23 protein-coding genes are annotated in these 20,609 nt (G+C 58.6%); 4 read left to right on the top strand and 19 right to left on the bottom strand.

Annotation, left to right across the window (positions count from 1 at the left end):
* Window positions 1-58 precede the first annotated feature (58 nt).
* A complete protein-coding gene (trxA, locus tag JNB85_RS27125; RefSeq protein ID WP_220337514.1) occupies window positions 59-379 on the top strand; it encodes a thioredoxin in 321 nt (106 codons plus the stop codon).
* A gap of 46 nt (window positions 380-425) precedes the next feature.
* Here trxA and JNB85_RS27120 read toward each other — a convergent pair whose 3' ends face one another.
* The 10 genes from JNB85_RS27120 to JNB85_RS27075 all read right to left on the bottom strand — a co-directional run bounded on the left by JNB85_RS27120 (window position 426) and on the right by JNB85_RS27075 (window position 10,358).
* On the bottom strand, window positions 426-1,778 hold the full coding sequence (locus JNB85_RS27120; RefSeq protein WP_220337513.1) for a bifunctional folylpolyglutamate synthase/dihydrofolate synthase: 1,353 nt from the start codon (window positions 1,776-1,778) through the stop codon (window positions 426-428).
* A 30-nt stretch (window positions 1,779-1,808) separates the two neighbouring features.
* A complete protein-coding gene (accD, locus tag JNB85_RS27115; protein ID WP_220337512.1) occupies window positions 1,809-2,711 on the bottom strand; it encodes an acetyl-CoA carboxylase, carboxyltransferase subunit beta in 903 nt (300 codons plus the stop codon).
* A gap of 39 nt (window positions 2,712-2,750) precedes the next feature.
* A complete protein-coding gene (trpA, locus tag JNB85_RS27110) occupies window positions 2,751-3,590 on the bottom strand; it encodes a tryptophan synthase subunit alpha (protein WP_220337511.1) in 840 nt (279 codons plus the stop codon).
* 6 nt (window positions 3,591-3,596) lie between these two features.
* A complete protein-coding gene (gene trpB / locus JNB85_RS27105) occupies window positions 3,597-4,817 on the bottom strand; it encodes a tryptophan synthase subunit beta (RefSeq protein WP_220337510.1) in 1,221 nt (406 codons plus the stop codon).
* Window positions 4,814-5,488: a phosphoribosylanthranilate isomerase gene (locus tag JNB85_RS27100; protein WP_220337509.1), complete on the bottom strand. Its 675-nt coding sequence runs from the start codon at window positions 5,486-5,488 to the stop codon at window positions 4,814-4,816. Before JNB85_RS27100 ends, trpB begins: the two co-directional genes overlap by 4 nt.
* A 72-nt stretch (window positions 5,489-5,560) precedes the next feature.
* Window positions 5,561-6,319, bottom strand: a complete 759-nt coding sequence (locus JNB85_RS27095; protein ID WP_220337508.1) for a M48 family metallopeptidase — start codon at window positions 6,317-6,319, stop codon at window positions 5,561-5,563.
* A 91-nt stretch (window positions 6,320-6,410) separates the two neighbouring features.
* Window positions 6,411-6,845 (bottom strand): DUF2852 domain-containing protein, encoded by a 435-nt coding sequence (locus tag JNB85_RS27090; protein WP_192728688.1) that lies wholly within the window; start codon window positions 6,843-6,845, stop codon window positions 6,411-6,413.
* A 144-nt stretch (window positions 6,846-6,989) separates the two neighbouring features.
* A complete protein-coding gene (locus tag JNB85_RS27085; protein ID WP_220337507.1) occupies window positions 6,990-8,264 on the bottom strand; it encodes a polyhydroxyalkanoate depolymerase in 1,275 nt (424 codons plus the stop codon).
* Window positions 8,265-8,470: 206 nt separating this feature from the next.
* The gene (locus JNB85_RS27080) at window positions 8,471-9,313 is read right to left on the bottom strand and encodes a fumarylacetoacetate hydrolase family protein (RefSeq protein ID WP_220337506.1); all 843 of its coding nucleotides are present in this window, start codon (window positions 9,311-9,313) and stop codon (window positions 8,471-8,473) included.
* Between the two features lie 91 nt (window positions 9,314-9,404).
* Entirely contained in the window at window positions 9,405-10,358 is a 954-nt protein-coding gene (locus JNB85_RS27075) for a glutathione S-transferase family protein (protein ID WP_220337505.1), read from the bottom strand.
* A gap of 194 nt (window positions 10,359-10,552) precedes the next feature.
* Between JNB85_RS27075 and JNB85_RS27070 the strand changes: the two genes are divergently transcribed.
* Entirely contained in the window at window positions 10,553-11,149 is a 597-nt protein-coding gene (locus JNB85_RS27070) for a nitroreductase family protein (RefSeq protein WP_220337504.1), read from the top strand.
* 60 nt (window positions 11,150-11,209) lie between these two features.
* Here JNB85_RS27070 and gyrB read toward each other — a convergent pair whose 3' ends face one another.
* The 5 genes from gyrB to JNB85_RS27045 form a co-directional block, all read right to left on the bottom strand.
* Window positions 11,210-13,645: a DNA topoisomerase (ATP-hydrolyzing) subunit B gene (gyrB, locus tag JNB85_RS27065; RefSeq protein ID WP_220337503.1), complete on the bottom strand. Its 2,436-nt coding sequence runs from the start codon at window positions 13,643-13,645 to the stop codon at window positions 11,210-11,212.
* Between the two features lie 133 nt (window positions 13,646-13,778).
* On the bottom strand, window positions 13,779-14,156 hold the full coding sequence (locus JNB85_RS27060) for a helix-turn-helix domain-containing protein (protein ID WP_220337502.1): 378 nt from the start codon (window positions 14,154-14,156) through the stop codon (window positions 13,779-13,781).
* On the bottom strand, window positions 14,153-14,722 hold the full coding sequence (locus tag JNB85_RS27055) for a Smr/MutS family protein (RefSeq protein ID WP_220337501.1): 570 nt from the start codon (window positions 14,720-14,722) through the stop codon (window positions 14,153-14,155). The genes JNB85_RS27060 and JNB85_RS27055 overlap by 4 nt, the downstream gene beginning before the upstream one ends.
* Complete coding sequence (gene mltA, locus JNB85_RS27050) at window positions 14,722-15,837, bottom strand: murein transglycosylase A (RefSeq protein ID WP_220337549.1); 1,116 nt, start codon at window positions 15,835-15,837, stop codon at window positions 14,722-14,724. The genes JNB85_RS27055 and mltA overlap by 1 nt, the downstream gene beginning before the upstream one ends.
* A complete protein-coding gene (locus tag JNB85_RS27045; protein ID WP_220337500.1) occupies window positions 15,830-16,534 on the bottom strand; it encodes a Tim44/TimA family putative adaptor protein in 705 nt (234 codons plus the stop codon). Before JNB85_RS27045 ends, mltA begins: the two co-directional genes overlap by 8 nt.
* Window positions 16,535-16,661: 127 nt before the next feature.
* On the opposite strand from JNB85_RS27045, the gene JNB85_RS27040 reads away from it, so the two are divergent.
* Together JNB85_RS27040 and secB are read left to right on the top strand one after the other, a co-directional pair.
* A complete protein-coding gene (locus tag JNB85_RS27040) occupies window positions 16,662-17,180 on the top strand; it encodes an FxsA family protein (protein WP_220337499.1) in 519 nt (172 codons plus the stop codon).
* Between the two features lie 97 nt (window positions 17,181-17,277).
* Window positions 17,278-17,760 (top strand): protein-export chaperone SecB, encoded by a 483-nt coding sequence (gene secB / locus JNB85_RS27035; protein WP_220337498.1) that lies wholly within the window; start codon window positions 17,278-17,280, stop codon window positions 17,758-17,760.
* A gap of 59 nt (window positions 17,761-17,819) precedes the next feature.
* Here the strand turns inward: secB and dnaQ are convergent, their stop codons facing one another.
* Genes dnaQ through JNB85_RS27015 form a run of 4 tightly spaced genes read right to left on the bottom strand, consistent with a single transcriptional unit; the run spans window position 17,820 to window position 20,589 of the window.
* Complete coding sequence (gene dnaQ / locus JNB85_RS27030; RefSeq protein ID WP_220337497.1) at window positions 17,820-18,536, bottom strand: DNA polymerase III subunit epsilon; 717 nt, start codon at window positions 18,534-18,536, stop codon at window positions 17,820-17,822.
* A gap of 7 nt (window positions 18,537-18,543) precedes the next feature.
* Window positions 18,544-19,140: a dephospho-CoA kinase gene (gene coaE / locus JNB85_RS27025; RefSeq protein WP_220337496.1), complete on the bottom strand. Its 597-nt coding sequence runs from the start codon at window positions 19,138-19,140 to the stop codon at window positions 18,544-18,546.
* Window positions 19,140-19,997, bottom strand: coding sequence for a shikimate dehydrogenase (locus tag JNB85_RS27020; RefSeq protein ID WP_220337495.1), 858 nt, complete (start codon window positions 19,995-19,997; stop codon window positions 19,140-19,142). Before JNB85_RS27020 ends, coaE begins: the two co-directional genes overlap by 1 nt.
* The gene (locus JNB85_RS27015) at window positions 19,990-20,589 is read right to left on the bottom strand and encodes a Maf-like protein (protein WP_220337494.1); all 600 of its coding nucleotides are present in this window, start codon (window positions 20,587-20,589) and stop codon (window positions 19,990-19,992) included. Before JNB85_RS27015 ends, JNB85_RS27020 begins: the two co-directional genes overlap by 8 nt.
* Window positions 20,590-20,609 lie beyond the last annotated feature (20 nt).

Below are 20,609 nucleotides of genomic sequence, written 5' to 3'. Positions count from 1 at the left end.
TTCCGGCGCCGCACCCTCACATGTTACGCAACAGCAAATTCCGGTAAAGGAGCAGCCTATGACCACCGTTAAGGTCGATATCAACAACTTCCAGACGGAAGTTCTGGAATCCGCAGAACCCGTCGTCGTCGATTTTTGGGCCGAGTGGTGTGGTCCGTGCAAGATGATTGCTCCGAGCCTCGAAGAAATAGCTACGGAATTGGCCGGCAAGGTCAAGGTTGCCAAGCTCAACATCGATGAAAACCCGGAACTGGCTGCCCAGTTCGGCGTTCGGTCGATTCCGACGCTTGCAATCTTCAAGGGCGGCGAAGTTGCCGATATCTCCGTCGGCGCAAAGCCGAAGACGGCGCTTTCAAACTGGATTTCCAGCGCAGCCTAACGATATTGAATTCGATGCGAAAAGCCCGGCCAATGCTGGGCTTTTTTCATTTCGGGGGAGTACCGTTTTCCGCCAGCACTTCGCCGACGAGATAAAGTGAGCCGCCGATCAAAACACGCGGTGGCGGCGCCTCAGGGTCCGCTGTCGAAGCGATGGCCTGCAGGGCTTCGACGACTGAGGACATCGGTTCGGCCACGAGACCGGCGTCATAGGCGGCATGGGCCAGAATCACCGGATCGATCATCGCCTCGCTGCCGTGGATCGGCACGCAATAGATTTTCTCTGCGAGGCCCGCGAAGGCCTTGAAATAGCCGATGGGGTCCTTGGTGTTGATCATGCCCGATATCAGGAACAGCGGACGAGACTGGCGCTCTTCGAAATTCGCCATGGCTTCGGCAATCACTTCACCGGCACCCGGATTGTGGCCGCCATCGACCCAGATTTCCGACCGTGCCGGCGCACGGCTCATAAGCCTGCCTTCCGTCAGCTTCTGCAGGCGGCCCGGCCACTCCACCGTTTCCATCGCCTTTTCCATCATCGGTTCGGTGACGGTGAAGCCCGCAGCCTTGACGGCGCGGATGGCGGCAGCGGCATTGGCATATTGATGGCGCCCGGGGAGGCGCGGCAGAGGCAGATCCGCCAGGCCGAATTCATCCTGATAGATCAGCCGGCCATATTCCTCGTGCGCGATGAAATCCTGGCCGAAAACGGCAGTTGGGCAGTGCAGCCGCTCGGCGGTCGACATCAGTACATCAAGGGCTGCGTCATAGTCCTGATGGCCGATGACGACCGAACTGCCGCGCTTCATGATGCCGGCCTTTTCCGCAGCGATCAGTTCTACCCGATCGCCGAGATAAGGCTGATGATCGAGTGAAATCGGCATGACGACCGAAACGGCGGGATCCTCGATGACGTTCGTCGCGTCGAAACGGCCGCCGAGACCGACCTCGATGATTGCCGCATCGGCCGGATGTTCGGAAAAAAGAATGAACGTGACGGCAGTCAGGATTTCAAAGACGGTGATCTTCTCACCGTCATTAGCCTTGGCCACGCGTCGCAAAGCTTCTGCGAAAACGGTATCATGAACCAGCTGTCCACGCCCGCCTGGAACACCCAGGCGATAGCGTTCATGCCAGTTTACGAGATGCGGAGATGTATGAACGTGAACGCTATAGCCGCCCGCTTCCAGGAGTGCGCGGCAGAAGGCCGAGGTTGAGCCCTTACCGTTGGTGCCGGCGACATGGATGACGGGGGGAAGGTTGCGCTCGGGATTGCCGAGTGCTTCCAGAAGACGCTTGATGCGGTCCAATGACAGATCATAGCCTTTGGGATGCAATCCCATAAGCTTTTCGATCTCCCGTGCCGCCTCACTCACCGCGATCTGGCCTCTGTCTGTCATCGGCCCGCCCTATTCTGTGAGGTCTGCTGCTCAGGCGCTCGCCGCCAGAGCAATCGTCCCATTGGCATCATTTGCTGCCGTAGCCGGCTTCTTCGTCAGGATCTTCAACAGGCGAGCCAGAGTCTCCGGGATATCGTGACGCTTGACGACCATGTCGACCACGCCGTGTTCCAGGAGATATTCCGACGTCTGGAAGCCCTCGGGAAGCTTTTCGCGCAGCGTCTGTTCGATAACACGCTTGCCGGCAAAGCCGATTTCCGCGCCCGGTTCCGCCAGATGAATGTCGCCAAGCATAGCATAGGATGCCGTTACGCCGCCGGTGGTCGGGTTTGTGAGAACCACGACGTACGGCAGACCCGCTTCCTTGAGCATATCAACGGCAACCGTCGTACGCGGAAGCTGCATCAGCGACATGATGCCTTCCTGCATGCGCGCGCCGCCTGAAGCCGGAAACATGACGAGCGGGCACTTCTCCGCGATCGCGCGTTCGAAGGCTTTGACGATCGCTTCGCCGGCAGCCATGCCGAGAGAGCCGCCGATGAAATTGAATTCATGGACGACCGCAACGAGCTTCAGGCCCTGTACGTTGCCGAGACCGGCGAGGATAGTATCCTCCTGCTCGGTCTTGAGGCGGCTGTCGCGCAGACGGTCTATATATTTCTTGGAATCGCGGAACTTCAGCGGGTCCTGGGCGACCTTCGGCTGCGGCAAAGCTTCGTATTCGCCCTTGTCGAAAAGATCGGCAAGACGCGCCTTGGCCGGCATCTTCATATGATAGCCGGAAGCAGGAATGACCCACTTGTTGCTTTCCAGATCCTTGTGAAAGACCATCTCGCCCGTCTCCGGGCACTTGATCCAGAGGTTCTCCGGCACTTCGCGACGGCCCAGCATGGAATTGATCCGCGGGCGAACGTAGTTAGTGATCCAGTTCAACTCGAATACTCCTGATTGACGAGTGCCAATGTGGGGAAACTATTCGGCAGCAACAAGGCGCGCCGAACGCGTTCCTGTGGAAAGACCGCGAACCAGCGTCGCAACGGCCTGAACCGTGTCAGCTGTCGCCTTTCCATCTGCCGTCAGGGTGTTGGCGACCTGATTGACGATCGCAGTGCCGACAACCACGCCGTCGGCCGAAGCCCCGATGATCTTTGCGTGCTCTGCCGTTTTGACGCCGAAACCGACGCAAACGGGCAGATCGGTGTGATCCTTGATGCGCTTGACCGCACCTGAGATCAGCGACGGGTCCGGCAGAGCCGAGCCGGTGATGCCGTTCATCGAGACATAGTAGACGAAGCCCGAGGTATTCTTCAAAACGGTCGGCAGGCGCTTTTCATCCGTCGTCGGTGTGGCCAAACGGATGAAATTGATACCCTTCTTCAGAGCCGGGATGCAAAGTTCGTCATCCATTTCCGGCGGCAGGTCGACGATGATGAGGCCATCGATGCCGGATGCCAGCGCATCATCGAGAAACTTCTCAACGCCGTAGATATAGATCGGGTTGTAGTAGCCCATCATGACGATCGGCGTCGTATCGTTGGTCTTGCGAAAGTCGGCAGCGAGCTGCAGCGTCTTCTTCAACGTCTGGCCGCCTTTGAGGGCACGCTGGCCGGCGAGCTGGATCGCGGGACCATCGGCCATCGGATCGGAGAAGGGCATGCCGAGTTCGATAACGTCGGAGCCGGCTTCCGGCAGCGCCTTCATGATGCCGAGCGAGGTCTCGTAGTCTGGATCGCCGCCCATGAAATAGGTTACGAGTGCCGGGCGGCCTTCCGCCTTCAGATCGGCGAAGCGTTTGTCCATACGTGCAGTCATGTTTCTTTACTCACCCATTCCCAGGATCTTGCCGACGGTAAAGATATCCTTGTCGCCGCGGCCGGAGAGGTTCATCAGGATGATCTCGTCCTTGCCCATCTTGGGCGCACGCTTGATGACTTCGGCAAGCGCATGCGAAGGCTCAAGCGCCGGAATGATGCCCTCAAGTCGCGTCAGCGTCTGGAAGGCTTCAAGCGCCTCATGGTCCATGATCGGCACATACTCGGCACGGCCGATATCGTTCAGCCATGAATGTTCCGGGCCAATGCCGGGGTAGTCGAGGCCGGCCGAGATCGAATGACCTTCCTTGATCTGCCCGTCATTGTCCTGCAGCAGATAGGTCCGGTTGCCGTGCAGTACGCCCGGCGAGCCGGCCGTGATCGAGGCGCAGTGCTCATCTCCCTGCAGGCCCTTGCCGCCAGCTTCGACGCCGACGATCTTGACTTCCTTGTCGTCGAGAAAGGGATGGAAGATGCCGATCGCATTCGAACCACCGCCGACGGCAGCGATGACGAGATCAGGCAGGCGGCCCTCGGCTTCCAGGATCTGCTGCTTGGCCTCCGTGCCGATGACGGCCTGGAAATCGCGGACCATTTCCGGATAAGGGTGCGGGCCGGCGGCCGTACCAATCAGATAATAGGTGCTATCGACGTTGGTGACCCAGTCACGCAGCGCTTCGTTCATGGCGTCCTTCAGCGTGCCGCTGCCGGCCGTGACAGGCTTTACCTCGGCACCCAGCAGCTTCATGCGGAACACGTTCGGCGCCTGACGCTCGACGTCGGTGGCGCCCATATAGACGACGCAGGGCAATCCGAAACGGGCGGCGACGGTGGCAGAAGCCACACCGTGCTGGCCGGCACCAGTTTCGGCGATAATACGCGTCTTGCCCATGCGCTTGGCAAGCAGGATCTGGCCGATGCAGTTGTTGATCTTGTGCGAGCCCGTATGATTCAGCTCTTCGCGCTTGAAATAGATCTTGGCGCCACCGAGATGCTGGGTCAGGCGCTCGGCGTAATAGAGCGGGCTCGGGCGGCCGATATAATGGGTGCCGAGCTGCTTCAATTCCGCCTGGAATTCCGGATCGTCCTTTGCCTTGTTCCACTCCTCCTGCAAATCGAGGATCAGAGGCATCAGGGTTTCGGCCACAAATCGGCCCCCGTAAATGCCGAAGCGGCCGTCTTCGTCCGGACCGGCGCGGAAGGAATTCGGTTTAGGCGTCTCGTTCAATTTACACTCCCTGTGGTCGTTTCAGGCATACATGCCTGTTCAACCGCATCGAAAAACTCATCGATCATGTCCAGGCTCTTCACGCCCGGTGCACTCTCGACACCGGAGGCGGTATCGACACCCGGCGCCTTCGTCATCGCAAGAGCCTGGCCGACATTGGCTTTATTAAGGCCGCCTGACAGCATGTAGTCGACATTGCCGTCAAGCCAGGTGAGCAGGCCCCAATCAAAGGAAACGCCATTGCCGCCTGGCAGTTCAGACCCTTTTGGCGGCTTGGCATCAAAGAGAAAGCGGTCAGCGATGCCGATATAGGCTTCGACCCTCTTGAGGTCGTCGGTGGTGCGGACCGACAATGCCTTGATGACGGGGATGCCGTACATCGCCTTGATGGTCAGCACGCGCTCTGGGCTCTCGCTGCCGTGGAGCTGCAGCATATCGGGGCGCAAAATTGCAACGATTTCATCGAGATCGTCATTGCTCGGATCGACCACGACAGCGACGATCTTCGCCTTGCCGCGAGCCGGTTCCGCTAGCCTGCCGGCAATGTCCGGCTCGACATAACGCGGGCTTTTCTGGAAAAAATTGAAGCCGATATGCGTCGCTCCGCGCTTCAATGCGCGCTCGACAGTCTCAGGCGTCTTCAAACCGCAGATCTTGATATCCGGTCTCATGGCAGCGAAGTGACACGAAACGGGAAAAGAGTCGAGCCAATTTGCAAATGCCGGCCGCATTTAACGCGACGCTTAATCGAACTCTATCGCGTGCAACTGACTGCCGTGACGCTTCAGCCAGGACTTCGCCTCTTCCATGTGCGGGCAGAGCTTCTTGCAGAGCGCCCAGAAGTGTGGGCCGTGGTTCATTTCCTTCAGATGCGCAACCTCATGGGCGGCGAGATAATCGATCACCGAAGGCGGCGCCATGACGATGCGCCAGGAGAAGCTCAGATTTCCTTCCGAGGAGCAGGAACCCCAGCGGCTGCGGGTATCCTTCATCGAAATCGACCGGATCGGCACTTTGATGGAACCGGCATGCAGGCGCGACAGTCTCTCGAGATCGCTGCGCGCCTCCTTCTTGAGGAAGGTCGCGATGCGCCGGCCGATATGTTCCGGCATGCCGCTGACGCGAAGCACCAGTTTGCCGTCCACCGCCACAGCCTCAGTCAGGCCACGCAGGCTGCCGGTGTGCTGGATGCGATGTCTGACACCGCGAAAAAGAATTTCACCGCCGTCGCGCAGGCCCGTATCTGTCGAGAATTTCGCAAGCTTGGTCAGCAGCCAGCCCTGATGCCGATCTAGGAAGGCGTTGACTTCGCGGGCAGCAAGCCCCTTCGGCACCGTCATCTTAAGGGCTCGGCCGCCCGGCTCGATACGAAGCGTGATCCGGGTTGCGCGATCGTGCTGCTTGATCGTCAAGGGCATCAGACGGCCGGCGACATCCAGCGTCCGCTTTTCGGGCGGCGACGGTTTTTTCGTCGTACGGCGGATCTTCGGGAGCGGAAACATAGGAGTTTTCTATACGATTCGGAGGAAAACCGGGCAAAGAAAAACCGGCATCGTATTCGATGCCGGCCGTAGATTCTTGGTGAATCATGCCTTACGGCGTCTGGTATTCGGCGACCGGACCATTGTCGTCGCGTTTGCCGTTCTTGCGCTCGCGCATGAAGCGGTCGAATTCTTCCTGGTCCTTGGCGCGGCGAAGCTCGCGCAGATAGGAATCGAATTCCTCACGCATTTCATCGAGCTTGCGGCGCTCCTCCTCGATACGATCGAGCTCGGCCTTGCGCCAATCGTCGAAGGCGACGTTGCCCGTCGAGAAATGCGGGCGGTGACGGCCGTGCGAACGGCGGCAGCCTGCAAAGAAGCCATCCGTTGCCTGGTTGACGTCACGCTTGAAGCCACGCAGCCGCTCACCAAAGATGATATAGGCAAGCATGGCCAGCCCCAGAGGCCAGAAAACCATGAAGCCGAGGATCATCAAGGCAACGGTAGCCGGAGTCCAATCCGGGCGAAGCAATGCTGACTGGTTCATCGTGCGGTATCCTCGCGTTCAGCACCCGACAGGATGCCGAGCGCTGAAAAAACAGATGGTTACCGTTGAACCGGCCTTCAAGGCGATTTGAGGTTAAATCGGATAACGCCTTGAATCGCTGATGTTAAATCAGCATTTCCTAACTCACGCCGATTTGCCGCCTTTAATGACGCGCTGGACCGCCGGTTTCTTCGCACGGGAATGCTGGCGCGTGAAGGAAACGATACGAGGTGCAATCTCCCGGCGGAAGCGAGAGCCGTTGAAGACGCCGTAATGGCCGACATCCGGCTGCAAGTAATGCATGCGCATCTCCTCAGGGATGTTTACACAGATCGCCTGCGCAGCCTGAGTCTGGCCGACGCCGGAGATATCGTCGTTCTCGCCTTCGACCGTCAGCAAAGCCACATTACGGATCACAGCGGGGTCAACGCGCTTGCCGCGATACATCAACTCGCCCTTCGGCAGCGCGTGTTTCATGAAGACCTGCTCGACGGTCTGCAGATAGAATTCCGCGGTGAGGTCCATGACGGCGAGATATTCATCGTAGAAATCGCGGTGCTTTTCCGGTTCGCCGTCGTTCTTCACGAGATGCATGAAGAACTCCTTGTGGGCGATCAGGTGCCGATCGAGGTTCATCGACATGAAACCGGAAAGCTGCAGGAAGCCCGGATAGACAGGACGCATGAAGCCAGGCTGCGGCCAGGGGACGTTCATGATGACGTTATCGGCAAACCATTCGAGCGGGCGCTCCTTGGCAAGCTTGTTGACGGCAGTCGGGTTGATGCGGGTATCGATCGGACCACCCATCAGCGTCATCGACGACGGAGCGAGCGGATCCCTGGCCTCTTCCATGATTGCGGCGGCGGCCAGCACCGGAACGGAAGGCTGACAGACGGCAATGACATGCGTGTCATGGCCGAGAAAATGCAGCATTTCGATGACGTAGTCGATGTAATCGGAAAGGTCGAAAGTCCCCTCCGTCATCGGCACCATGCGGGCATCGACCCAGTCGGTAATATAGATATCGGCGCTCGGCAAAAGAGCTTCGACAGTGCCGCGCAACAGTGTCGCATAGTGGCCGGACATGGGTGCGACGATGAGGATGCGCGGATCGCCGTTATGGCCGGCCGGCACATCGCGGGAGAAATGCAGGAGACTGCAGAAGGAGCGCGTCCAGACCACTTCCTCGCGAACCGTAACCTTCCTACCGTCGATGACGGTCTCGTTGAGCCCGAATTCCGGCTTGCCATAACGGCGCGTCGTGCGCTCGAACATTTCGAGGCTGGCCGAAATGGTGCGGCCGATCGGAGTCTGCGAGAAGGGGTTCAGCGGATTGGCATAGGCAAAACGCATCATATCGGCTGCAGCGCGGAAGGGAGCCAACGCTGCATGGTTCAATTCATAAAGTTGGTAGAACATGAAGGGCGCCACCTTTCTCTATCCGGCAAAGACGGCGCCAATTGAAGGGCACCGGGTTCTTTCCGTTAACGCTGGCACATCAACGCAGGCTAACAGGTTTTTGTTGCACAGCAACATAACATTACAGTCCAAAAGAAAAATGCCGGAAAATTGATCCCGGCATTATCTTAATGCACAAAGTTTAAGCTTTTCAGCCGGAAAAACAGTTAACGATCCGCTACGAAGAGCTGCTTCTGAGTGCCGAGACCTTCGATACCGAGCTCGACGACATCGCCGTCCTTCAGGAAGCGCGGCGGCTTCATGCCCATGCCGACACCCGGAGGCGTGCCGGTAGAAATGACGTCACCAGGCTGCAGGGACATGAACTGGCTGAGATAGGACACGACGAAAGCGACGCCATAGACCATGGTCTTGGTGGAGCCGTCCTGCATTGTCTGCCCGTTGACCTTGAGCCACATGCCGAGGTTTTGAGGATTCTCGATCTCATCCTTGGTGACGAGCCAGGGGCCGATCGGCCCGAAGGTGTCGCAGGACTTGCCCTTGGTCCACTGGCCGGAACGCTCGGTCTGGAAGGCGCGCTCGGACACGTCGTTGGAGACGCAGTAGCCAGCGACATAATCCAGGGCCTCGGCTTCGCTCACATATTTCGCGGTTTTGCCGATGACAACACCGAGCTCGACTTCCCAGTCGGTCTTTTCGGAACCGCGCGGGATCTGGACATTGTCGTTCGGGCCGACGATCGCCGACGTTGCCTTCATGAAGATGACGGGCTCGGGCGGCACGGTCGCGCCGGTTTCAGCCGCATGATCGGAGTAATTCAGGCCGATGCAGATGAATTTGCCGGTGCCGGCAACGCACGCGCCAATCCGGCCGGGCGCCAGTTCGGGCAGGCTCTTCCGATCAAGGGCGGCGATCTTTGCAAGACCCGCCGGCGTGATCGCCTCGCCGCCGATATCGGCGACATAGGCAGAAAGATCGCGGATCTTGCCATCGGCATCGAGCAGGGCCGGCTTTTCGCGGCCCGCTTCTCCAACGCGCATCAGCTTCATGAATATCCTCCTCATGGAATGCGGGGTGCGCCACCTATGAACGAATTATTCATCGGTGTCATTATGACTTTCCCCGGAAGCGGTACGCCGGCTAGAAAATTTCGGCGAGCTGCGGTCCGACCGGAACGATCCGCGTGGGATTGAGGCTCTCGATCGAATAATAGCCGCGCTTGATGTGATCGAAATTCACGGTCTCGGCGATGCCGGGCCAATCCAGCATCCGCCGGCAGAAAGACTTGAGATTGGCGTAGTCGGACAGACGCCGCAGATTGCATTTAAAGAGACCGTGATAGGCGACATCGTAACGCACCAGCGTGACAAAAAGACGGATATCGGCTTCCGTCGGATGGTCGGCAAAGAGGAAACTGCGTCCTTCGAGTTGCGGTTCTATCCAGTCCAGGCAAGCGAAAACTTCCGCGAAAGCCTCTTCATAGGCGACCTGGGTCGTCGCAAAGCCGGTACGATAAACACCGTTGTTCAGGGACGGATAGATGCGGTCATTGAACGCATCGATTTCATTGCGCAGAGCAGCCGGATAGAGATCGATGTCGCCATGGGCAAGATCACCAAAACCGTTGTTCAGCATGCGCAGGATATCGGAGGATTCATTGTTGACGATGGTGCCGCGCTTCTTGTCCCACAGAACCGGCACCGTCGCGCGCCCGGTGAAGCCGGAATCCGCTTTCGTGTAGATCTCATGCATGTAAGTGGCGCCATTCAGGTCATCGGCGGTAGCGCCCGGATAATCGCCAAAACGCCAGCCCTGTTTGCTGAGCGCCGGTTCAACGATCGAAACCGAGAGGACGTCCTCGAGCCCTTTGAGCTTGCGGCCGATCAGCGTGCGCGAAGCCCAGGGACAGATATACGCGACGTAAAGATGATAGCGTCCGGCTTCCGCGTTAAAACCACACTCACCCGTCGGACCTGCGCTGCCATCCGGTGTCACCCAGTTGCGGAAGCTCGATATCTGGCGGACGAAACCACCCTTCTCGTCCTTTGCCTGGACTGGCTGCCAGTCCTCGGTCCATTTCCCATTCACCAGCATGCCGCATCTCCTGACCAACCGGATTTGACGCTGCTTTACCGACAGTTCTTCGCGCGCGTAAGGCCAATTTCTGGAAACAGATTGTGCACTGGCCGTGACCAAACTTTGCTTGCCAGGCAAGCGAGCACGGGAATATCACTTAAGTGATCTCCGCAATGGAATCCTCCATCCATCGCCAACTTCCGGAAGCCAGCATGACGAAAGCCAACAGCCGCGAATCCGAATACCCCATCGACCCGATGTTTCTCGAGCGTTGGTCGCCACGCGCCTTTACCGGCGAGACTATCGAAGAAACCCAGCTTCTGACCCTGCTCGACGCCGCGCACTGGGCGCCATCCTCCTCGAATATGCAGCCATGGCGCTTCCTCTACGCATTGAAAGGCTCCGAGCACTGGGAAGAGTTCGTGAGCCTGCTCGTAGAATCCAATCAGGAATGGGCGAAGAATGCTTCAGCGCTGATCTTCGTGGTCTCGCGCAGCTTCAACGGCCCTCGCAGCGAGGGACGGTCAAGCTATACGCACTCTTTCGATGCCGGCACGGCCTGGGGCCATCTTGCCATGCAGGCCTGTATTTCCGGCTTCTATGCCCATGGCATGGGCGGCATCAAGCATGAAGAGATCAAGGAAAAGCTTGGTGTTCCCGAAGGCTACCGGGTCGAAGCGGGCATTGCCGTCGGTCGCATCGCCGATAAGAGTATCCTTTCCGAACGCTACCGCGAACGCGAATTTCCGAGCCAGCGCAAGCCGCTTTCGGAGGTCGTCTTCAACGGCCATTTCATCGGAAACGATTGATTACCAGATAAAAAGCCCCGCGAGCCTGATAGCTGCGGGGCTTTTTCGTGACTGGTTCGGTCAGATATCGAGGTTGGCGACGCTCAGTGCATTGTCCTGGATGAATTCGCGGCGCGGTTCGACTTCATCGCCCATGAGGCGGGCAAAAAGACCGTCGGCATCGGTCGCATCGCTGACCTTGACCTGCAGCAGCGAGCGAACATTCGGATCGAGCGTCGTTTCCCAGAGCTGCTCGGCATTCATTTCGCCGAGACCCTTGTAGCGCTGCATCGTCAGCCCCTTGCGGCCGCTGGCGAAAATCGCATCAAGAAGAGCGCGCGGGCCGGAAATTTCGACATCGCCATCACGCCGGCTCAGTGCCGGGGGCGTCTGATAGATTTCCTTCATGCGTGGCGTCAGCTGATCGATAAGACGGGCATCCTGGGAGCCAATCAACGCCATGTCGAGCACGATGACTTCCTTGACGCCGCGAACCATGCGTTCCAGACGAATGCCGCCCTCGCTGGTGAGGTTACCTTCCCAACCGCGTTCGGTTTCCTCAGCGATGATATCGAGCCGCTTGGCGACTTCACTCGCCAATTCCTGGGCGCGGTCGGCATTGCTGACGAGTTCGGCATTAAGGGCACCGGCGATCGCCGCCTGTTCGACGACGGCGCGATTGTAACGCGAATGCAGATTGTCGAGCAGCGCGCGCAGGCGCAGGGCATCATGAATGACTTCATTCAGATCCTGCCCGACGCGAACTTCGCCGCTGGCGAGCTTCAGCGCCGCATCTTCCAGCCCCTGGCCGATCAGATAATCTTCCAGCGCCTTTTCATTCTTGACGTATTGCACCGACTTGCCGCGCGAGACCTTATAGAGCGGCGGCTGAGCGATATAGAGATGGCCACGCTCGATCAGTTCCGGCATCTGGCGGAAGAAGAAGGTGAGCAGCAGTGTACGGATATGGGCGCCGTCGACGTCGGCATCCGTCATGATGATGATTTTGTGATAGCGCAGTTTCTCGGCATTGAACTCATCCTTGCCGATGCCGGTGCCAAGCGCGGTGATGAGCGTGCCGATTTCCTGGCTCGACAGCATCTTATCGAAGCGGGCACGTTCGACGTTGAGGATCTTGCCGCGCAGCGGCAGGATCGCCTGATTTTCACGCGAGCGTCCCTGCTTTGCCGAACCGCCTGCCGAGTCGCCCTCGACGAGAAAGACTTCGGACTTGGCTGGATCGCGCTCGGAGCAGTCGGCCAGCTTGCCTGGCAGCGAGGCGATATCCAGCGCGCCCTTACGGCGCGTCAGCTCGCGCGCCTTGCGGGCAGCTTCACGGGCGGCAGCGGCTTCGACGACCTTGCCGACGAGAACCTTGGCTTCGCCGGGATGTTCTTCGAGCCAGGTGCTGAGCGCTTCGTTGACCAGGCTTTCGACGACCGGGCGCACTTCCGACGAAACGAGCTTGTCCTTAGTCTGCGAAGAGAATTTCGGATCAGGTACCTTGACCGAAAGAACCGCAGTGAGGCCTTCGCGGCAGTCGTCGCCGGTTAGCGTCACCTTTTCCTTTTTCGTGATGCCGGATGTGTCGGCATAAGAGGTGATCTGGCGCGTCAGCGCGGCACGGAAGCCTGCCATATGCGTGCCGCCGTCGCGCTGGGGAATGTTGTTGGTGAAGCAGAGCACATTCTCGTGGTAGCTGTCGTTCCACCACATGGCCACTTCAACGGTAATGCCATCCTTCTCGCCGCGGATCGCCACGGGCTTTTCGACGAGCGGCTTCTTGGCGCGGTCGAGATAGGAAACGAAGGCTTCAAGACCTCCGTCGTAAACCATCTCTTCCTGCTTGATATCGGAGTGACGTTTGTCCGTCAGCAGAATGCGGACCCCTGAGTTGAGGAAGGCGAGTTCGCGCAGGCGGTGCTCGAGCGTGCCGTAGTCAAACTCCGTCATCGTGAAGGTTCCTGAGCTCGGCATGAAGCTCACTTCCGTGCCGGTCTCGTTGCCGGCCTCGCCTGTTACCGTCAGAGGGGCATCTGCGACACCATGGGTGAAGCTCATCTCGTGGATCTTGCCCTGGCGACGGATCTTCAATTTCAGCCAGACGGAGAGTGCGTTGACGACCGAAACGCCGACGCCATGCAAACCGCCCGAGACCTTGTAGGAATTCTGGTCGAACTTGCCGCCGGCATGGAGCTGGGTCATGATGACTTCAGCTGCCGAAACGCCTTCGCCGCTGTGAATATCGGTCGGAATGCCGCGGCCGTTATCCGTCACGGTCACAGAGCCATCCGGGTTGAGCGAAACGGTGACTATGTCGGCGTGGCCGGCCAGCGCTTCGTCGATCGCGTTGTCGACGACTTCATAGACCATGTGGTGAAGGCCCGAGCCGTCGTCGGTATCGCCGATATACATGCCGGGGCGTTTGCGCACGGCATCGAGGCCCTTCAGGACCTTGATGGAGTCTGCGCCATACTCGGTGTTTACGCCGTTTTCCGTCGCGGGTGCATCGGTCATTCTGTCGAGATTTTCCCTGTTGTCGTCAGCAACGGCGCGCCTTGCGAATCACCGGCTTTTTCAATGTCGAATATAGGTTTTTTGCAGCGAGTTCCCAATGGCAAGTCTCTAAAACAAGGCATAAATCAGGGGATTATGACGCTTTTCCGTCCACTTTGCCGCCATTTTCAAGAAGCGCCGATAACCGGGCGATATCGTCGCTGTCAAGGCTGCGGATTCGCTTGGCCAAACGATTGGCAAATTCAGTATATTCGGGCGGCAGCCCGGAAGTATCGACGACCACACGCGGATCGGAAGAGCCGGCAACGAGGAAGAGCTCCTCGGCCTCATCCCAGATGATGTTGAAATAGCCGGAGATCCGCTGCAGCAGATCGAAGCTCGGCACACCGCGCTTTCCATGCTCCAGCGCCGAGAGATAGGCGGGCGAGACATTGAGCGCCGCAGCCATCTGTTTCTGCGTCACGCCCTTACGGGCGCGCAGCTTGCGAACTGCTTCGGCAAACGGCGTCACGACGTTTCCCCGGCCCGCCGCGAGAGGCGGATATAGAGAGCGCCCGCCCCACCGTGATGCTGGGCCGCAGGTTCGTAGGACGAAATCAGAAAACGGAATTCCGGCTTGGAGAACCAGAGCGGCACCGCGCGCTTCAGCGCGCCTTCGCTGCCCATGGAGCTGCCCTTGCCGGTAATGACGAGGACATGCCGCATGCCGCGTTCATGCGCGCGGATCAGGAAATCGAGCAGGAAGGAATGCGCCTCACTCTGGACCATGCCATGAAGATCGATCCGTGCTTCCAGCGCCAGCTTGCCTTTAGCGATCTTGCGCTTGACCGGCCGCTCCAGCGGATGGTGGACGCCCGAGGGCTGTTTGGCGGGTGTCTGGGCCATTGCTTGCTGCGGAACCGGTTTGGCCGTTTTCTGCTTCTCCGCCTTTTCTTGTTCGGCGGCCGCTTCAGCCTCCGCCAGGAAGGCATCGAGGGCCATCAGTTCATCCGTCTTGCCGGGCATGGGCCGGGTACTGCGGGCAACCTTGCCCCAGAGGATTCTCTCGTCTGCGCTGAGCTTGCGGTCCTTCGCCATCAGAGGAACCTCGCTGCAGCGGCATTGGGGATGAGAATTACAAAATCGGCATCGTTGCGTACCGTTCCCGCCAACTCTCCTGCATCATAGCCCGAACCGGTGAAAATGTCGCCGCGAGCGGGACCGACGATTGCCGAACCGGTATCCAGCGCCAGCATCAGTCGTTGAAACGGCTTGCCGGCATCAAGGTGCGTCAGGCTTTCAGAGCGGATGAAGAACGGAAAACCGAAAGTATGGATCAGGCGGTCGACAGCGAGCGAACGCCCCGCGAGCAGGGGCACTTTCGCGGCGGCGATCGGCCCTGTATTTGCATCGTCGACCGGCGTTTCCCGGAAGAAAATATAGGACCGGTTATGCCAGAGGACTTCATCGATCTGGTCCGGGTGAGCGGCAAGCCATGCACGGATCGACTGCATCGAAATTTTCGCGCGGTCGATCTCCCCGCGGTCGATCAGTAGCTTGCCGATCGCCGAAAATGGATGACCGGCTTTTGCGGCGTAGGTGATGCGGCCCAGTCTGCCATCCGGATAGCGCAACCGGGCAGCGCCTTGCACGTGGACAAAGAAAAGATCGACCTTCGATTTCGTCCACGCAATCTCCAGACCGCGGCCTTCGAGATAGCCCTTATCGATGTCACGGCGATCCGGATAGGCATCGATCAGCTCGTCACGCAAGCGCCCGAATGCGTAGGAGCCATCGAGCTTGGCCGGACGATTTTGATCATCGAGGTCGATGAGGTCGTTCGGGCGTCGGTAGATCGGAAAACGGTACGTCGCGTCCTGTCTGTCTGAAACTTCGATTTCGGGTTCGTAGAAGGCGGTGACGAAACCGCTGGCGCCGTCGGCCCGGACGATCCGGAACGGCTGACAATGCTTTTCAAAAAAGGCACGTGCTTGCTCTGCGGAAGACGGACGAAATGCCTTTGCTTCTTCCAACAACGGAAGGAGATCAGCTGAACTCAGCCCCAGCGATCCGGTACGATAAGGTTTTGTTTCTGAAATATAACGGCGACAGGTAGCCATCACTTCAAAAAGGCTGGAGGGATCGTCATCCCTCCAGCCTTCCAATGCGTCGAAACTGCCTGCCTGAAGGGCGAAGCCTACTGCGTCACTCATGTTCCGATTCGGTCGCAACGAGTTTCCAGTTGGGGTCGCGCGATCGCGTGTCGCGAGCGAAGGTCCAGAGATCGTTGACCTCGGCGACATTTTCGGCATCGCCATCGATCAGCACGTCGCTCTTGTCGTAGGTCGCTGAGATCATCTGGCTGATGATCCGCACGGTGATTTGTGCCTCGCTGCCCTTGGTCTCGGCATGGGTGATCTCGGCCTTGTCGATGCCCACGAAGGTGGACTTCATCTTCTCGCCCTTGTTTTCGCGATCGCTGATCGCCGCGTCGAAGCCATCATAGACCTCCCGGGAGAGAAGATTCTTTAGCGTTTTGCGGTCGCCATCAGCAAAGGCCATGACGATCATCTCGTAGGCCATGCGGGCGCCATTCAAGAATTCCTTCGGGTCGAAGGAGGCATCGGTTCTGCTGAGCGCGCGCAGCGATTCGTTCAGCGGCGTGCCGGCCGGTGCGAAAGCGTCGATGGCAGAGAAACGATCTTCCTCTTCGCCGTTCACATCCCGCCGCGGCAGGGTTACGACCTTGCCGACATCGGCCGCATCGTTCTGCGCGGCATCCCGTGGTGTATAGAGATCACGCGGCGGCTTCTCATTTCCGGTGCGGCGTCCAAGAACGGACCGAAGCTGAAAGAAAATCAGCACCGCCGCCACCAAGAAAAACAAAGTGATGAAGTCGTTTGAACTCATATCCCGCCGTTCGCTGTTAACATCCCTAATATCTAACCCCATATAGTCCGGCTATACGAATGATTCAAATCATGGCTGGTATCTTCGCCAGTGCCAAGAGGAAGCCCGGGACGCCAAGGAGAAAGAGATGCGTTTTTCCATGCTGCCGGTTTTCGCGCTGCTTCTGCCGCTTGCCGAGATTGCGGGGTTCGTGATTGTCGGCCGCGCAGTCGGACTTGCTGCGACGCTGGCGCTTGTCGTGCTGGGTTTTGTCCTCGGCTCGTTTCTCTTGCGCCGGCAAGGGATCAGTATCCTGCGCCGCATGTCCGCTGAAGGGCGCAGCGGTACCATGCCCGGACGGGAATTGCTCAATCCGGCGATGAACGTAATCGCCGCGCTGCTCTTCATCATCCCGGGCTTTCTCTCGGATATACTGGCGATCCTGCTTCTTATTCCGCAGGTTCGAAACCTGCTTTGGCGGTCGATTGCAAAGCGTTTCGTTGTCGTCGACCCCGGCAGTAGGGGCTTCTCCTCATCCTCGCGTCCGGATTTTCAGAGCCGGTCGGGCAAGCCAGGCGATTCAAAGGTGGTCGATCTTGATGAAGAGGACTATCATCGGCAACCGAACGGAAAGTCGCCCTGGTCCCGCAAAAGGCTCGGCGACTAGGCCGAGGCACGCAAAACCGCCCAAGGGCCCAGGGTTGTAAGCCCCTCCCCGAAATGTTAGATGGCGGCACCATCCAATGCCCCTCGAGGAAAAGCCCATGGCAGACGACAACAACAGCAACGGCGCAGCGAGCCCGACCCTTTCGATCCTTGCCCAGTACGTCAAGGATCTTTCCTTCGAAAACCCGGGCGCACCCCGCTCCCTTCAGGCCCGCGACAAGGCACCGGCGATCAACATCAATGTGAACGTCAATGCCAATCCGCTGTCCGACACGGATTTCGATGTCGTGCTTTCGCTGATCGCTGAAGCCAAGGAAGGCGACAAGACGGTCTTCCATACCGAGCTCGTCTATGGCGGCGTCTTTCGCGTTGCCGGCTTTCCCCAGGAGCACATGCTGCCGGTTCTCTTCATCGAGTGCCCGCGCATGCTTTTCCCGTTTGCCCGCCAGATCGTTGCCGACGTCACCCGCAATGGCGGCTTCCCGCCGCTGATGATCGACCCGATCGATTTCGCACAGATGTTTGCACAGCGCGTCGCCGAAGAACAGGCCCGCTCCAAGGTTCAGGCCGTTCCGAACTGAGCCGGTTTTGCAGGCTCTCCCAAGTTCAAATGCCCGGCGAAACCCGGGCATTTTTATTTTCAGTTGAGCTGATCATATTTCGACCAGACGGCCTTTTGACCGAGCTTGGCGATCAGGGCCGCATGAGCCTCGGCTTCCGCTTCGCTCAATCGCGGCGCCAGCGGCCGCGGCCTCTCCATGATGGCAGAGACCACGACTTCTTCGACCTCGGCATCGTCCTTGCTCTGGCTCGCAGATCCTGCGACGCCGAGCCCCAATGCGGCCTGCCGGCCGCCAATCATCTCGATATAGACTTCAGCAAGAAGTTCGGAGTCGAGAAGAGCGCCGTGTTTGGTGCGGTGCGAGTTGTCGATGCCGTAGCGGCGGCAGAGAGCGTCGAGCGAGTTCGGCCCCATTGGATGCTTGCGGCGGGCAAGCGAGAGCGTGTCGACGACGCGATCGGGCAGAATCGGCGGCAGGCCGAGCCTGGCAAGCTCGGCGTTCACAAAGCCCATATCGAAGGTGGCGTTATGGGCGATCCATTTGCCATCGCCGAAGAATTCCAGGATCTGCTCGACGACCTCAGCGAAAGGCGGCTTGTCCTTCAGAAATTCGTCGGTGATGCCGTGGACGGCGAGCGCGTCCGGGTGAACCTTCTGATCACCCGGATTGACGAAAAGGTGAAGCGTCCTTCCTGTCGGAAAATGATTGAAGAGTTCGATGCCGCCGATTTCGATGATGCGGTCCATGCGGTTGTCGAGGCCGGTGGTTTCCGTATCGAAAATGATTTCACGCATGTGGGACTTATTCCTTCGTTATCCGCTTCTTCAGGTCGGCGACGATATCTGCCACTTGTTCTCTCGTCGTCTCTATGGCGTGGCTGCTATCCACGATGTAGTCGGCCCGACGGCGTTTCTCCTCATCCGACATCTGGCGGGAGAGAATCATATTGAATTTTTCTTCCGTCATGTTCGGGCGCGCAAGCACCCTCTCCCGCTGAATCTGTGGATCGGCGCTGACAACGACAATGACATCCACTCTCTGATCGGCGCCGGTTTCGAAAAGCAGGGGGATGTCGAGCACCACCATATCTGTCCCCGCCTTTTTCTGCCGCGCCACGAATTCATTCTCCTGCTTGCGCACCAGGGGATGAACAATCTTTTCCAGCCGCTTGAAGCCAGCTGGATCTCGAGCAAGTTGCCGACCAAGTTCCTGTCGGTCGATAACACCGTTTTTCATCGTGCCGGGGAAAGCCGCATCCACCAGAGGTGCCGCCTCGCCTGCATAGAGATCATGCACGACAGCATCTGAATCGTTGACGGCGACACCGGCTTCAGCAAAGAGCTTCGCCGCCGTCGACTTGCCCATTCCGATGGAGCCGGTAAGGCCGATCTTCAGCATCAGTGTTTTTCCATATCCGCGATGATGAGAGCTCGCAGTGTTTCATCGACGACAGGGCGCCTGCCGAACCACTTTTCAAATCCCGGTACCGCCTGATGCAAAAGCATACCGAGGCCATCGACGATCGCAAATCCCTGTTCTTCTGCCTGGGCGAGGATCGATGTTTTCAAAGGCACGTAGACGATATCGGTAACGACCGCGTCGGAAAGCATCGGAGAGAAATCGATTGTGGGTGCCGCCTCCCCGTCCATGCCGAGAGAGGTGGTGTTGATGAACAGCCCTGCTCCGGTTATCACTTCGGCGAGTGCTGCGGTCGGATGTGCATGGACCTTCGGGCCGAAGCGGTCGGCCAGTTCCTGTGCGCGCTCGACTGTACGGTTGACGACGTGGATTTCTTTGAAGCCGCGGTCGCGGACCGCCTGAATGACAGCGCGACTCGCGCCGCCGGCACCCAAGACGACGACCCGGTCATGCCGGTCCCATCCGGGGCGGCGTTCATCGAGATTGGCGGTAAAGCCGCGGCCGTCCGTGTTGGTCGCAAGAATTTTTCCATCCTTTAGCCATAGCGTATTCGATGCGCCGAGTTCTTCTGAAAGCTCGTCCGGTTGGTCGGCCAGTTTGAACGCCATCTCCTTATGCGGAATCGTGATATTACCGCCAACGAAACCGGCGCTACCGCTCCTTAACGAGACGATGAAATCTGCGAAACCTTCGGGGGCGACCTCGTGCGCTTGATAGCTGCCCGGCAGATCGAGCGTCTTCAGCCAGTAGCCGTGGATCAATGGTGAGCGCGAGTGTTTGACGGGAAAGCCCGTGACAAACGCTTTCGGCCCATGTGTTTCACGTGAATCATCCATCGATCGCATCCAGTTCCCGGAGTTTAGCAAGGAGAGGCAACATCGGCAGACCGAGGATCGTGAAATAATCTCCATCGATCTTCTCGAACAGTTGTATCCCCTCCCCTTCAAGCTGATAGGCACCGACGCTTGCCAGAGCCTTTGGTCCCACGCGCCTTAAATGGCGGGCAATAAAATCATCGGTCAGCGGACGCATCGTCAGTTCCGCATGCGCCACATGCCGCCATAAGACTTCACCATCTCTGACAATCGCAACCGCGCTGTTCAACCGATGTGTTCTGCCGCCGAGCATCCTCAGATGATTGGCAGCGTCCGCCATATCCTTCGGCTTGTGAAAGACCTGAGCGGCAAGCGACATCGTCTGGTCCGAGCCGATGGCGAGCGCTCCTCTAAAGCGCCGGCTGACCTCATCCGCCTTCGCTTCGGCAAGAACAAGCGCCACCTCATCCGGCGTGGCGCCCGATTTTTCCAAAGGCGCCTCGATTGCCCGTTCATCGACGTTAGCGGCATGCGCTTCAAAGGCCAGACCGGCATTTTCCATCAGCATCCGCCGGAATGGGCTTGATGATGCGAGCACGAGCTTTGGTGTCATTCAAGGTCCTCGGGAGCGAT

This window comes from Rhizobium mesosinicum, from assembly GCF_019511345.1.
GTDB classification, from domain to species: domain Bacteria; phylum Pseudomonadota; class Alphaproteobacteria; order Rhizobiales; family Rhizobiaceae; genus Rhizobium; species Rhizobium mesosinicum.
Note: the sequence above shows the minus strand (reverse complement) of the source record. Positions and strands in the feature narration are given on the sequence as shown.

Coding starts and splice junctions, on each gene's coding strand:
- coaE (WP_220337496.1), bottom strand. CDS start 19,140: ATGCTGAAGATCGGCCTTACCGGCTCCATCGGAATGGGCAAGTCGACG.
- JNB85_RS27020 (WP_220337495.1), bottom strand. CDS start 19,997: ATGGATGATTCACGTGAAACACATGGGCCGAAAGCGTTTGTCACGGGC.
- JNB85_RS27090 (WP_192728688.1), bottom strand. CDS start 6,845: ATGAACCAGTCAGCATTGCTTCGCCCGGATTGGACTCCGGCTACCGTT.
- JNB85_RS27120 (WP_220337513.1), bottom strand. CDS start 1,778: ATGACAGACAGAGGCCAGATCGCGGTGAGTGAGGCGGCACGGGAGATC.
- JNB85_RS27095 (WP_220337508.1), bottom strand. CDS start 6,319: ATGTTTCCGCTCCCGAAGATCCGCCGTACGACGAAAAAACCGTCGCCG.
- secB (WP_220337498.1), top strand. CDS start 17,278: ATGGCAGACGACAACAACAGCAACGGCGCAGCGAGCCCGACCCTTTCG.
- JNB85_RS27100 (WP_220337509.1), bottom strand. CDS start 5,488: ATGAGACCGGATATCAAGATCTGCGGTTTGAAGACGCCTGAGACTGTC.
- dnaQ (WP_220337497.1), bottom strand. CDS start 18,536: ATGCGTGAAATCATTTTCGATACGGAAACCACCGGCCTCGACAACCGC.
- mltA (WP_220337549.1), bottom strand. CDS start 15,837: ATGAGTGACGCAGTAGGCTTCGCCCTTCAGGCAGGCAGTTTCGACGCA.
- JNB85_RS27040 (WP_220337499.1), top strand. CDS start 16,662: ATGCGTTTTTCCATGCTGCCGGTTTTCGCGCTGCTTCTGCCGCTTGCC.
- JNB85_RS27085 (WP_220337507.1), bottom strand. CDS start 8,264: ATGTTCTACCAACTTTATGAATTGAACCATGCAGCGTTGGCTCCCTTC.
- JNB85_RS27075 (WP_220337505.1), bottom strand. CDS start 10,358: ATGCTGGTGAATGGGAAATGGACCGAGGACTGGCAGCCAGTCCAGGCA.
- JNB85_RS27045 (WP_220337500.1), bottom strand. CDS start 16,534: ATGAGTTCAAACGACTTCATCACTTTGTTTTTCTTGGTGGCGGCGGTG.
- trxA (WP_220337514.1), top strand. CDS start 59: ATGACCACCGTTAAGGTCGATATCAACAACTTCCAGACGGAAGTTCTG.
- JNB85_RS27015 (WP_220337494.1), bottom strand. CDS start 20,589: ATGACACCAAAGCTCGTGCTCGCATCATCAAGCCCATTCCGGCGGATG.
- JNB85_RS27055 (WP_220337501.1), bottom strand. CDS start 14,722: ATGGCGAAGGACCGCAAGCTCAGCGCAGACGAGAGAATCCTCTGGGGC.
- JNB85_RS27080 (WP_220337506.1), bottom strand. CDS start 9,313: ATGAAGCTGATGCGCGTTGGAGAAGCGGGCCGCGAAAAGCCGGCCCTG.
- JNB85_RS27070 (WP_220337504.1), top strand. CDS start 10,553: ATGACGAAAGCCAACAGCCGCGAATCCGAATACCCCATCGACCCGATG.
- trpA (WP_220337511.1), bottom strand. CDS start 3,590: ATGACTGCACGTATGGACAAACGCTTCGCCGATCTGAAGGCGGAAGGC.
- gyrB (WP_220337503.1), bottom strand. CDS start 13,645: ATGACCGATGCACCCGCGACGGAAAACGGCGTAAACACCGAGTATGGC.